This is a genomic window from Enterobacter asburiae (assembly GCF_001521715.1).
Taxonomy (GTDB): Bacteria; Pseudomonadota; Gammaproteobacteria; order Enterobacterales; family Enterobacteriaceae; genus Enterobacter; species Enterobacter asburiae.
Genome location: NZ_CP011863.1, coordinates 3,592,158 through 3,604,293 on the forward strand (window position 1 = coordinate 3,592,158; position 12,136 = coordinate 3,604,293).

Below are 12,136 nucleotides of genomic sequence, written 5' to 3' on the forward strand. Positions count from 1 at the left end.
AAAACGCCGGTCACTGACCGGCGTTTTTGTATGAAGATTTAATCTTGTCTATCTGTTCGTCTTTCTCTTTCCAGAGCGTATTAAGCCACTGCTGGAAACGACGCTTGAAATTCTTATCGTTAACGTAATCACCGTGCAGCCCGGCATCTATCGGGACCAGATCGACACGCACAACAATGCGCGTAAGTTTGCCGCTGAGCATATCAAAAAACGGCGTCATATCGTTTTCCGGATAGCAGAGCGTGACGTTCAGGAGTTTATCGAACTGTGCTCCCAGCACGTTAAGCGCCATCGCAATACCCGCCGCCTTCGGCGGCAGCAGATGCTGGTAAGGAGAGCGGGTTTGTTGATGCTTCTCTTCCGTAAAACGGGAGCCTTCAACAAAGTTCACGATGGTCGTTGGATGCGCGCGAAACTTTTCGCAGGAACGGCGTGTGGTCTCCACATCTTTGCCGCGACGCTCGGGATGACGAATTAAATAGCTGCGCGAATAGCGTTTCATAAACGGCATATCAAGCGCCCAGCAGGCCAGCCCGATAAAAGGCACCCAGGCGAGCTGCTGTTTCAGAAAGTATTTGTTCATCGGGATGTGTTTGCGAAAAAGTACGCATAACACCACGATGTCCGCCCAGCTGTGGTGATTGCAGATCAGCAGATACCAGTTTTTCTTGTTAAGACTCTCCAGCCCTTTGATATCCCACTTCAGATGCGGGTTCAGGCACAGCAGGATCGCCAGTCCTTCGCACCAGCAGTACATCATGAAATTACAAAATGCGGACACGGCTCGCCACACCACAGGGACAGGCAGCAGCAGTTTAATAATCCCGGCGATAATGATCGGCACAGAGCAGGCGATAGTCACCAGGATAGTTAAAATGATGCTTAACAGTAATGTTATTGCAGCGAGCAATCTCGACATGATGAGCTTTTTCAAATGGTTAGCTGTAAGTGAGCGGTCGGCTATGCAACGCCGGGCGCTGATTTTACCAGAAAACAGACAAATTAATGGCGCTTTGACGTGATGATTTGGCCGCTTTTACACTGTCGCAGAAGATTTCTCTGTGATTCCGCGCTTAACAAGGCTTATATCCACATAGACTAAATTGCCATCAGGTGACCATATAGAGAAGATCTAATGCGATAACAGCATGATAATTAAGATCTAAAAATTAACTCATATGTATTTTTTACGTCTGTTATTCATATGAAGTGAAAATATACACAAACTTATCCACAGTTTGATTTTTGCGAGCGATCCTCACGATCGCAAAATCTTTTCCTGTATCTGGTGCTAATACCTGATGTTTTCATCCTTCTGTGGCATCCTTTACCCATAAATTGATTAAAGGCACGGACATTATGGTTCAGATCCCAGAAAACCCTCTTATTCTCGTCGATGGCTCTTCTTACCTGTATCGGGCGTACCATGCGTTTCCTCCTCTGACCAATAGCGCAGGGGAACCTACCGGCGCAATGTACGGCGTGCTGAACATGCTGCGCAGCCTGATCCTTCAGTATCAGCCAACCCATGCGGCTGTAGTCTTTGATGCGAAAGGTAAAACTTTCCGCGATGAGCTGTTTGAGCATTACAAATCTCACCGTCCGCCAATGCCTGACGATCTGCGTGCACAGATTGAGCCGCTGCACACCATGGTAAAAGCGATGGGGCTGCCGCTGCTGGCCGTCTCTGGCGTTGAGGCTGATGACGTCATCGGCACGTTGGCGCGTGAAGCAGAAAAGATGGGTCGTCCTGTGCTGATCAGCACCGGTGATAAAGATATGGCGCAGCTGGTGACGCCAGACATCACCCTGATTAACACCATGACCAACACCATTCTGGGGCCTGAAGAGGTGGTCACAAAGTATGGCGTGCCGCCCGAGCTGATTATCGACTTCCTCGCGTTGATGGGCGACTCCTCGGATAACATCCCGGGTGTCCCTGGCGTCGGTGAAAAAACCGCGCAGGCGCTGCTTCAGGGGCTGGGCGGGCTGGATACGCTGTACGCGGAATCAGATAAAATCGCCGGGCTCTCCTTCCGTGGCGCAAAAACCATGGCCGGAAAACTGGAAGAGAACAAAGAGGTGGCTTATCTCTCCTATAAGCTGGCGACAATCAAAACCGATGTCGAACTGGAGCTGGGCTGTGAGCAGCTTGAAGTGCAACAGCCTTCAGCTGACGATCTGCTGAGCCTGTTTAAGAAATACGAATTCAAGCGCTGGATCACTGACGTGGAAGCCGGTAAATGGCTACAGGCAAAAGGGGCCAAACCTGCTGCAAAGCCGAAGGAGACGATCGTCGTTGACGCAGAAGAGCAGGCAGAAGAAGAAGCCGTGGCGCTTTCCTTCGACAACTACGAAACCATTCTTGAAGAGTCGCAGCTGATCGCCTGGATCGAGAAACTGAAAAAGGCGCCGGTCTTTGCCTTTGATACCGAAACTGACAGCCTCGATAACATCTCTGCCAATATGGTTGGCCTGTCATTTGCGATAGAGCCGGGTATTGCCGCCTACGTTCCCGTGGCGCACGATTACCTGGATGCGCCGGAGCAGATTTCCCGTGAACGCGTGCTTGAGCTGCTGAAGCCGATCCTGGAAGACGAAAAGGCGCTCAAGGTTGGGCAAAACCTCAAGTACGACCGCGGCATTCTGCAAAACTACGGCATTGAACTGCGCGGGATTGCCTTCGACACCATGCTTGAATCCTACATTCTGGACAGCGTCGCGGGCCGCCATGATATGGATTCCTTATCTGACCGCTGGCTCAAGCACAAAACGATCACCTTTGAAGAGATTGCTGGTAAAGGAAAAAATCAGCTCACCTTTAACCAGATTGCTCTTGAAGAGGCGGGGCGCTACGCGGCGGAAGACGCTGATGTCACGCTGCAGCTGCACCTGAAGATGTGGCCAAAACTACAGAAGCATGAAGGTCCGCTGAACGTGTTCCAGCATATCGAGATGCCGCTGGTGCCCGTGCTGTCCCGCATTGAACGCAACGGCGTGAAGATTGACCCAACGGTGCTGCATAACCACTCCGGGGAGCTGGCGCAGCGTTTGACCGAGCTTGAGCAAAAAGCGCATGAGCTTGCAGGCGAGCCGTTTAATCTCTCTTCACCGAAGCAGCTGCAAACCATTCTGTTTGAAAAGCAGGGCATCAAGCCGCTGAAGAAAACCCCAGGCGGCGCGCCGTCAACCTCTGAAGAGGTGCTGGAAGAGCTGGCGCTGGACTACCCGCTGCCAAAAGTGATTCTGCAGTACCGTGGCCTCGCGAAGCTGAAGTCTACCTACACCGACAAGCTCCCGCTGATGATCAACCCGAAAACGGGTCGCGTGCACACGTCGTACCATCAGGCTGTCGCGGCGACCGGTCGTCTCTCATCAACCGATCCCAACCTGCAGAACATCCCGGTACGTAACGAAGAAGGCCGCCGTATTCGCCAGGCTTTCATCGCACCAGAGGATTATCTGATTGTCTCTGCTGACTACTCGCAAATTGAGCTGCGCATTATGGCGCATCTGTCCCGCGACAAAGGTCTGCTGACCGCGTTTGCCGAAGGGAAGGATATCCACCGGGCAACCGCGGCGGAAGTCTTCGGCTTGCCGCTAGACAGCGTGACCAACGAGCAGCGCCGCAGTGCTAAGGCGATCAACTTCGGTCTGATTTACGGCATGAGCGCATTTGGTCTTTCGCGCCAGCTCAACATTCCGCGTAAAGAGTCGCAGAAGTATATGGATCTCTACTTCGAGCGTTATCCGGGCGTGCTGGAATATATGGAACGCACCCGCGCGCAGGCGAAGGAAAAAGGTTACGTCGAAACCCTGGATGGCCGCCGTCTCTACTTACCGGACATCAAATCCAGCAACGCGGCGCGTCGCGCTGGCGCAGAGCGTGCGGCGATCAACGCCCCGATGCAGGGTACCGCGGCTGACATTATTAAGCGTGCAATGATCGCCGTTGATGCCTGGCTGGAAGAAGAGAAGCCTCGCGTGAAAATGATCATGCAGGTACACGATGAACTGGTATTTGAAGTGCACAAAGACGACATTGACGCCGTGTCGAAGAAGATCCACGAACTGATGGAAAGCAGCATGACGCTTGACGTACCGTTGCTGGTGGAAGTAGGAAGTGGCGAAAACTGGGATCAGGCTCACTAACGGTTCTTCGCATAACGCGCTTTTTATGTAAGTTTGCAACATAACAACGCGCGTTTTGTGACAATCATTAGAATTCCCTATGTAAAGAATGAAAAAAAACTACAAAAAGTGCTTTTTCTGCAGCACAAAAAGGGGTAGAGTTGTCGGCGTAGGGTACAGAGGTAAGATGTTCTATCTTTCAGACCTTTTACTTCACGTAATCGGATTTGGCTGAATATTTTAGCCGCCCCAGTCAGTAATGACTGGGGCGTTTTTTATTGCGTCAAAGAAAAATTCAGGCAAAAAAAACGCGGCTATCGCCGCGCTCGGTATTACTCTTCTTCCGCTTCCGTCGCGGGTTCCAGCTCGCTAAACCAGGTGTCGAGCTTCTGACGCAGCTTGTCCACGCCCTGCTTTTTCAGGGAGGAGAACGGCTCAACCTGCACATCACCGTTGAACGCCAGCACCGCTTCGCGAACCATATTCACCTGCGCTTTACGCGCGCCGCTCGCCAGCTTATCGGCTTTCGTCAGCAGCACCAGCACGGCGATATCGCTTGCTACAGCCCAGTCGATCATCTGCTGATCCAGATCTTTCAGGGGATGGCGAATATCCATCAGCACCACCAGACCTTTCAGGCACAGGCGTTTTTCCAGGTATTCACCCAGCGCACGCTGCCACTTGATTTTCATCTCTTCCGGTACCTGCGCGTAACCGTAGCCCGGTAAGTCGACCAGGCGTTTGCCCTCAGCGACTTCAAACAGGTTGATCAGCTGGGTACGGCCAGGTGTTTTTGAGGTACGCGCCAGGCTCTTCTGATTGGTCAGCGTATTCAGGGCGCTGGATTTCCCCGCATTGGAGCGGCCAGCAAATGCCACTTCAATACCGGTATCAGAGGGAAGGTGGCGAATATCGGGCGCACTGGTGACAAAATGCGTCTGTTGGTAGTTCCAGGTAGTCACGTGGTCGTCTCCAAAATCGTAATCTGAAGGGGATTATACCCGAATGCAGACAAAAGGCTTTTCTGATTGCGATGAGCTGTAGGCGAATGCCCCAACCGGTGTGAGAGATCGGCCAGTGATGCTATGGGAGATTTCAGAGAATTCGCAGGCGTCAAAAAAGCCAAACTGTTTTAAATCATAAGCTTATTTCCGGGTAATTGTCTGAAAATTCCTTTTTGTACCGTTTCGTTGCTTGTTAGTTTAACGGAACAAGGTAAAGTGTGCGTCAGGGCGAGGAAGCCAGCAGGATATCGACTTAAGGACAAGGGTCAGGAGCGCCAGGAGGCGAAGACGCAGGATTGTCAGGATGACCAGCGCCTGGAGGCGTTTTAAAAGGAAATGGAACCGTATCACGGACGGTATTAGCCAAGGGATAAACAGGGTTTGTTGTTGGCAAACACGGAAAGTCTGACCCGCTAAGGGTTGTGAGTCAGGAAAAAAGGCGACAGATTGCTCTGTCGCCTTTTTTCTTTGCTTGCTTTCTGCTAGATTTCGCCGCAATTCTATACTGAAGAAAACGACTTAAAGATAAAACATCATGAAAAAACCAACCTCCGCTGCGGGCGCGAAACGCCCTGCAAAAGCACGCCGCAAAACGCGCGAAGAACTGAACCAGGAAGCGCGCGATCGTAAACGCGACAAAAAACATCGCGGTCATACTGCGGGTAGCCGTGCCAACGGTGGTGGTGCAGCGGGTGCTTCTGCAAAAGGCAAACAGCAGAAAGACCCTCGTATCGGCAGTAAAACTCCCATTCCACTGGGCGTGACAGACACCCCGGTCACTAAGCAGCACAAACCAAAGAGCGAGAAACCTATGCTTTCACCGCAGGCTGAGCTGGATTTGCTGGAGAACGATGAGCGCCTGGACGCGCTGCTGGAACGTCTTGAAGAGGGTGAAACCCTGACCGCTGAAGAGCAGTCATGGGTGGATGCCAAACTGGATCGTATCGATGAACTGATGCAGAAGCTGGGCCTGTCATACGACGATGACGAAGATGAAGAAGAAGACGAGAAGCAGGAAGATATGATGCGTCTTCTGAAGGGTGGAAACTAACATTTGCACCCGGCAGGCACGATAGTCCTGCTTATAACCCTTCCGGTTATATGTTATCTGGTGTGGTTATTCGTTAAACTACGGCGGTTGTCGCGGCGACAGAAGTGGCTGCGCACCCGAATGATGGCCCGCAACGGGGCCAGAACGGGCCGCCGTATACGAACGCGACACCAACGGAAGGAGTGAGCATGTCAGCACCAACTATCGACTGGGATTTGGCCCTAATCCAGAAATATAACTATTCCGGGCCGCGTTATACGTCATACCCCACCGCGCTGGAGTTCTCCGATGCCTTCGGCGAGCGTGATTTCCAGCAGGCTGTCGCGCGCTATCCTGAGCGTCCGCTGTCGCTCTACGTCCATATTCCGTTCTGCCACAAGCTCTGCTACTTCTGCGGCTGCAATAAAATCGTTACCCGCCAGCAGCACAAAGCCGATCAGTATCTTGATGCCCTCGAACAAGAAATTGTCCATCGCGCACCGCTGTTTGCTGGCCGTCACGTCAGCCAGCTTCACTGGGGCGGCGGCACGCCAACCTATCTGAATAAAGCGCAAATAAGCCGCCTGATGACCCTGCTGCGCGGCAATTTCAGTTTTAACGCCGATGCGGAAATCTCGATCGAAGTCGATCCGCGTGAAATTGAGGTGGATGTACTGGATCACTTACGCGCCGAAGGCTTCAATCGTCTGAGCATGGGCGTGCAGGATTTCAATAAAGAGGTTCAGCGTCTGGTGAACCGCGAGCAGGACGAAGAGTTTATCTTTGCCTTGCTCAACCACGCGCGTGATATCGGCTTTACATCGACCAATATCGACCTGATTTACGGCCTGCCAAAGCAGACGCCGGAGAGCTTCGCCTTCACCCTGAAGCGCGTGGCCGAACTCAACCCGGACCGCCTGAGCGTCTTTAACTATGCGCACCTGCCGACCCTCTTTGCCGCCCAGCGCAAAATCAAAGATGCCGATCTTCCTTCAGCCCAGCAGAAGCTGGATATTCTGCAGGAAACCATCACCTCGCTGACCGAAACCGGCTATCAGTTTATCGGGATGGATCACTTTGCTCGTCCGGATGACGAGCTGGCGATTGCGCAGCGTGAAGGGGTACTGCACCGTAACTTCCAGGGCTACACGACGCAGGGCGATACCGATTTGCTGGGGATGGGCGTCTCCGCCATCAGTATGATTGGCGACTGTTACGCGCAGAACCAGAAAGAGCTGAAGCGCTACTACCAGCAGGTTGATGAAACGGGCAACGCGCTGTGGCGCGGCATTGCGTTAACGCGCGACGACTGCATCCGTCGCGATGTCATTAAGGCGCTCATCTGCAACTTCCGTCTCGATTTCAGCGATGTTGAGTCGCAGTGGGATCTGCACTTCAGCGATTATTTTGCGGAAGACCTGAAGCTGATTGCACCGCTGGCGAAAGACGGGCTGGTGGATGTGTCGGAGAACGCGATTGAGGTCACGCCGAAAGGGCGTCTGTTGATCCGTAATATTTGCATGTGCTTTGACGCGTATCTGCGCCAGAAAGCGCGACTGCAGCAGTTCTCGCGGGTGATTTAAGGCGCATTGCAAAATGCACAAAACGTAGGCCGGGTAAGGCGAAGCCGCCACCCGGCTTTTACGTTTAACTCGCTAGCTAAACAGCCCAACCAGCGCCGCGCACAGCATAGCCGCAACGGCTGTTTGTGGCGTGTGGCTTTCAGCGGCTCCGCTAGAGAGCATATTCACGATTGTTTCCAGCATGATGTTCACCCCCAATTTCCGGGCACGATCATACAAAACTCATCGGAACAGTAAAGCGCAAAATAACGGCAATTTGCGCTCAATTAATAACCTTTACACAGCGGCGTACGATCACTCCATTCCCAGCTCTTTAAGCTTGCGCGTCAGGGTATTACGTCCCCATCCCAGCAGGCGAGCGGCTTCCTGCTTATGACCCTGAGTATGACGAAGCGCGGTAGTTAATAGCGTACGCTCCATCTCTGGCTGAGCTTCAGACAGCAGGTTTTGATGACCGGAACGCAGCGCGCGGTCGGCCCACTGCGCCAGCAGCGTCGCCCAGCTGTCCGGCAGCGCGTGCCCGGTACTGCTTTCAGGTGCGGTCGCTTCAAACAGCTCGGCCGGTAAATCCTGAATCAGCACTTCCTGCCCGGCGGCCATCACGGTTAACCAGCGGCAGGTGTTTTCCAGCTGGCGCACGTTGCCCGGCCACGCCAGACGCGTCAGAGCGGCATCGGTTTCCGGGTGAAGCTGCTTGGCTTCCACACCCAGCTCGCGGGCGGCCACCTGCAGGAAATGGCGCGCCAGGCGGGGAATATCTTCCCGACGCTCACGCAGCGGCGGCAGATGAACGCGGATGACGTTCAGACGGTGGAATAAATCCTCACGGAATTTTCCTTCCTGAACGCGTTGCTCCAGGTTCTGATGGGTCGCGGCGATAATACGCACGTCCACCTTCACCGGCGCATAGCCGCCCACGCGATAAAACTGCCCGTCGGCCAGCACGCGCAGCAGGCGTGTCTGGACATCCAGCGGCATATCGCCGATCTCATCCAGGAACAGCGTACCGCCGTCGGCCTGTTCGAACCGCCCCTGGCGAATGGTATTGGCGCCGGTAAATGCCCCTTTTTCATGGCCGAACAGTTCGGACTCAATCAAATCCTTCGGGATCGCCGCCATATTCAGGGCGATGAACGGCGCTTTTGCCCGCGGACTGTGGCGGTGCAATGCATGCGCCACAAGCTCTTTACCGGTTCCCGACTCACCGTTAATCAATACGCTGATGGACGAGCGGGATAAACGACCAATAATGCGAAACACGTCCTGCATCGCCGGCGCTTCACCGATGATGTCTGTCGTTGGCCCAAAATCGGGCGCGTGGCGCGGCTGTTGCTGCTCCTGATAATGGCTAATCGCGCGCTCAACCAGCGCCACCGCTTCGTCGATATCAAAGGGTTTGGGCAGGTAATCGAACGCCCCTTGCTGATAGGCGCTCACTGCGGCATCCAGATCGGAGTGCGCGGTCATTATGATGACCGGAAGCATAGGGTGGCGTTGTTTGATCTGCTTTAACAGCGCCAGCCCGTCCATGCCCGGCATGCGAATATCCGAAAGCAGAACATCTGGCGTTTTGGTGGTGAGTGCGTCGAGCACTTCGCTGCCGCTCTCAAACGTCGTGCAGCTTAATCCTGCCCCTGTGAGCGCGCGTTCAAGCACCCAACGGATGGAGCTATCGTCATCGACTACCCAGACTATCCCTCGTTGCATAAACGTCACCTTTATTTTTTAATCGGCAGGAAAACCGAAAACTCGGTATGTCCCGGCCAACTGGTAAATTCAATTTTCCCGGAGTGTTGATCGATCAAACTGCGGGCAATGGATAAGCCCAGGCCGGTTCCGCCTTCGCGACCGCTTACCATCGGGTAGAACAGGGTGTCCTGCAAATGCGATGGAATGCCGGGCCCGTTATCCTCAACGTCGATTCGGGCGGCCAGCCGGTAGCGCACGCCGTGTAACGTGAGCTGGAAGGCGGTACGGGTGCGTAAAATAATCTCGCCGCCTTCAGGTCCCAGCGCCTGCAGGGCATTACGCACAATATTCAACAGGACCTGCTCAATCTGGTCCGGGTCATGGGCCAGTTCCGGCAGGCTTGGGTCGTAATCACGTACCAGCGTGACGTTCTCCGGCAGCTCCATTGAGACGAGCTTCACCACCCGCTCAGCCACTTTATGGATGCTTTCCGTTACGTGCATTCCCGGCTGCTGCGGGCCGAGAAGACGGTCTACCAGATTCCGCAGACGGTCCGCCTGCTCAATAATGACGTTGGTATACTCCGCCAGCGCGGGATCGGGCAGCGCCTTGGTCAGAAGCTGCGCTGCGCCGCGTAATCCACCCAGCGGGTTTTTGATTTCATGTGCCAGACCGCGCACCAGGTCACGGGCGGCAATTTGCTGCGCATGCTGAAGCTGCTCCTGGCTCAGTCGACGCTGATTATCCATCGGCGCCATTTCCAGCAGGATCAGACCTTCGGGAAGACGCTGCGCGGTCAGCGACAGAATGTGCGAGCGCCCGTCGATCACCAGCGTGACTTCGTTATCGGTAAACCCCTGGCCAGCCTGCAAACTTTCCTGCATCAGGCCAATATTCAGCGAAAAATAGCTCAGGAGTTCAGGAAGCGGGGTGCCGAACAGTTTACGTGCGCTTTGGGCGAGCAGCTGCTGCGCGGCCGGGTTGGCGTAATGAACGGCCAGCTCGTCATCGACCAGCAATATGCTGTTAATCAAAGAATTGAGGATCTGCCCAGCATCGGGCAGCGTGCCAGTTGCCATTCAGCAGTCTCCTGGAGTCGTTTGCACTAATTTAGTGCAGTATAGCGTTTTCGGCGTAAAAAGCGCGTGAGATCAGGTTGTTGGTGGAGAAAAAAGCCCATCCGGAGATGGGCTAAAAGTTTCCACGGCAACTACCCCCGGCGCTTATCACGCCGGGTAAAACAACTTTAATTAAACGCTGTAGTACAGCTCGAACTCAACCGGGTGTGGAGTCATACGCACGCGGTCGTTCTCTTCCATACGCAGGGCGATGTAAGCATCGATAGCGTCGTCAGTGAATACGCCACCTGCAGTCAGGAACTCGCGGTCTGCGTCCAGCGCCTGCAGGGCTTCTTCCAGAGAGCCAGCAACCTGTGGGATCTCTTTCGCTTCTTCTGGCGGCAGGTCGTACAGGTTTTTGTCCATCGCTTCGCCCGGATGAATCTTGTTCTTGATACCGTCCAGACCGGCCATCAGCAGTGCTGCGAAGCACAGGTATGGGTTAGCCGCTGGGTCCGGGAAGCGAACTTCGATACGACGCGCTTTAGGAGAAGCCACCACCGGGATACGGATAGAAGCAGAACGGTTACGTGCAGAGTAGGCCAGCATCACTGGCGCTTCGTAGCCCGGGACCAGACGCTTGTAGGAGTTCGTGGTTGGGTTCGCCAGGGCGTTGATCGCTTTAGCGTGTTTGATAACACCACCGATGTAATACAGCGCCTGCTCGGACAGACCGGCATATTTGTCGCCAGAGAACAGGTTGGTACCGTTCTTGGACAGAGACATGTGGCAGTGCATACCGGAACCGTTATCGCCAAACATTGGTTTTGGCATGAAGGTCGCGGTTTTACCGAAACGGTGCGCAACGTTGTGCACAACGTATTTGTAGATCTGAATTTCGTCCGCTTTTTTGGTCATGGTGTTGAAGCGGGTTGCCACTTCGTTCTGACCAGCAGTCGCCACTTCGTGGTGGTGAGCTTCAACAACCAGGCCCATCTCTTCCATCACCAGACACATGGTGGAACGAATGTCCTGAGCAGAGTCGACCGGAGGAACCGGGAAGTAACCGCCTTTCACGCCAGGACGGTGACCTTTGTTACCACCTTCGTATTTGGTGGAGGAGTTCCATGCACCTTCGATGTCGTCGATAGCCACGTGGGAGCCAGAAATAGAAGCACCGAAGCGGATGTCATCGAACAGGAAGAATTCTGGCTCTGGCCCGAACAGAACGGTGTCTGCGATGCCGGTAGAACGCAGGTACTCTTCAGCGCGTTTCGCGATAGAACGTGGGTCGCGGTCGTAGCCCTGCAGCGTGCCTGGCTCGAGGATGTCGCAACGGATGATCAGGGTTGGTTCTTCGAAGAACGGATCAATGACCGCAGTGGTTGCATCTGGCATCAGAACCATGTCGGATTCGTTAATGCCTTTCCAGCCACCAATGGAGGAGCCGTCAAACATTTTGCCTTCTTCAAAGAATTCGGCGTTCACCTGATGAGCAGGGATTGTGACGTGCTGTTCTTTACCTTTGGTATCGGTGAAGCGCAGATCAACAAACTTCACTTCATGTTCGTTCAGCATCGTCAAAACGTGTTCAGCGGACATACTTAACTCTCCAGATTGGTCATTGTCGTCGTGGTAACG

At 54.0% G+C, this 12,136-nt stretch carries 10 protein-coding genes; 4 read left to right on the forward strand and 6 right to left on the reverse strand.

Features of this window, described 5'->3' with window-relative positions; genetic code table 11:
- Window positions 1-10: 10 nt before the first annotated feature.
- Window positions 11-919, reverse strand: coding sequence for an acyltransferase (locus tag ACJ69_RS17375; RefSeq protein ID WP_059347848.1), 909 nt, complete (start codon window positions 917-919; stop codon window positions 11-13).
- Window positions 920-1,359: 440 nt separating this feature from the next.
- Between ACJ69_RS17375 and polA the strand changes: the two genes are divergently transcribed.
- A complete protein-coding gene (gene polA, locus ACJ69_RS17380) occupies window positions 1,360-4,152 on the forward strand; it encodes a DNA polymerase I (RefSeq protein WP_059347390.1) in 2,793 nt (930 codons plus the stop codon).
- A gap of 166 nt (window positions 4,153-4,318) precedes the next feature.
- The gene (locus tag ACJ69_RS26050) at window positions 4,319-4,366 is read left to right on the forward strand and encodes a spot 42 RNA, inhibition of DNA synthesis (protein WP_071892919.1); all 48 of its coding nucleotides are present in this window, start codon (window positions 4,319-4,321) and stop codon (window positions 4,364-4,366) included.
- Between the two features lie 97 nt (window positions 4,367-4,463).
- On the opposite strand, the gene yihA is transcribed toward ACJ69_RS26050, so the two are convergent.
- Window positions 4,464-5,093 (reverse strand): ribosome biogenesis GTP-binding protein YihA/YsxC, encoded by a 630-nt coding sequence (yihA, locus tag ACJ69_RS17385; protein WP_023309768.1) that lies wholly within the window; start codon window positions 5,091-5,093, stop codon window positions 4,464-4,466.
- A gap of 577 nt (window positions 5,094-5,670) precedes the next feature.
- Between yihA and yihI the strand changes: the two genes are divergently transcribed.
- Window positions 5,671-6,186, forward strand: a complete 516-nt coding sequence (yihI, locus tag ACJ69_RS17390) for a Der GTPase-activating protein YihI (protein ID WP_033146972.1) — start codon at window positions 5,671-5,673, stop codon at window positions 6,184-6,186.
- Window positions 6,187-6,374: 188 nt separating this feature from the next.
- Window positions 6,375-7,748, forward strand: a complete 1,374-nt coding sequence (hemN, locus tag ACJ69_RS17395) for an oxygen-independent coproporphyrinogen III oxidase (RefSeq protein ID WP_054829777.1) — start codon at window positions 6,375-6,377, stop codon at window positions 7,746-7,748.
- Between the two features lie 72 nt (window positions 7,749-7,820).
- Here the strand turns inward: hemN and ACJ69_RS25345 are convergent, their stop codons facing one another.
- The 4 genes from ACJ69_RS25345 to glnA all read right to left on the reverse strand — a co-directional run bounded on the left by ACJ69_RS25345 (window position 7,821) and on the right by glnA (window position 12,097).
- Window positions 7,821-7,931, reverse strand: a complete 111-nt coding sequence (locus ACJ69_RS25345; RefSeq protein WP_023333898.1) for a YshB family small membrane protein — start codon at window positions 7,929-7,931, stop codon at window positions 7,821-7,823.
- Window positions 7,932-8,042: 111 nt separating this feature from the next.
- Window positions 8,043-9,455: a nitrogen regulation protein NR(I) gene (gene glnG / locus ACJ69_RS17405; protein WP_023309765.1), complete on the reverse strand. Its 1,413-nt coding sequence runs from the start codon at window positions 9,453-9,455 to the stop codon at window positions 8,043-8,045.
- A gap of 11 nt (window positions 9,456-9,466) precedes the next feature.
- Window positions 9,467-10,516, reverse strand: coding sequence for a nitrogen regulation protein NR(II) (gene glnL / locus ACJ69_RS17410; protein WP_008501857.1), 1,050 nt, complete (start codon window positions 10,514-10,516; stop codon window positions 9,467-9,469).
- A gap of 171 nt (window positions 10,517-10,687) precedes the next feature.
- Complete coding sequence (gene glnA, locus ACJ69_RS17415; RefSeq protein ID WP_023309763.1) at window positions 10,688-12,097, reverse strand: glutamate--ammonia ligase; 1,410 nt, start codon at window positions 12,095-12,097, stop codon at window positions 10,688-10,690.
- Between the last annotated feature and the right edge of the window lie 39 nt (window positions 12,098-12,136).

Bases quoted from the DNA above. Each gene is read 5' to 3' on its own strand.
- yihI (WP_033146972.1), top strand. From the start codon at position 5,671: ATGAAAAAACCAACCTCCGCTGCGGGCGCGAAACGCCCTGCAAAAGCA.
- ACJ69_RS25345 (WP_023333898.1), bottom strand. From the start codon at position 7,931: ATGCTGGAAACAATCGTGAATATGCTCTCTAGCGGAGCCGCTGAAAGC.
- ACJ69_RS17375 (WP_059347848.1), bottom strand. From the start codon at position 919: ATGTCGAGATTGCTCGCTGCAATAACATTACTGTTAAGCATCATTTTA.
- glnL (WP_008501857.1), bottom strand. From the start codon at position 10,516: ATGGCAACTGGCACGCTGCCCGATGCTGGGCAGATCCTCAATTCTTTG.
- glnA (WP_023309763.1), bottom strand. From the start codon at position 12,097: ATGTCCGCTGAACACGTTTTGACGATGCTGAACGAACATGAAGTGAAG.
- glnG (WP_023309765.1), bottom strand. From the start codon at position 9,455: ATGCAACGAGGGATAGTCTGGGTAGTCGATGACGATAGCTCCATCCGT.
- hemN (WP_054829777.1), top strand. From the start codon at position 6,375: ATGTCAGCACCAACTATCGACTGGGATTTGGCCCTAATCCAGAAATAT.
- polA (WP_059347390.1), top strand. From the start codon at position 1,360: ATGGTTCAGATCCCAGAAAACCCTCTTATTCTCGTCGATGGCTCTTCT.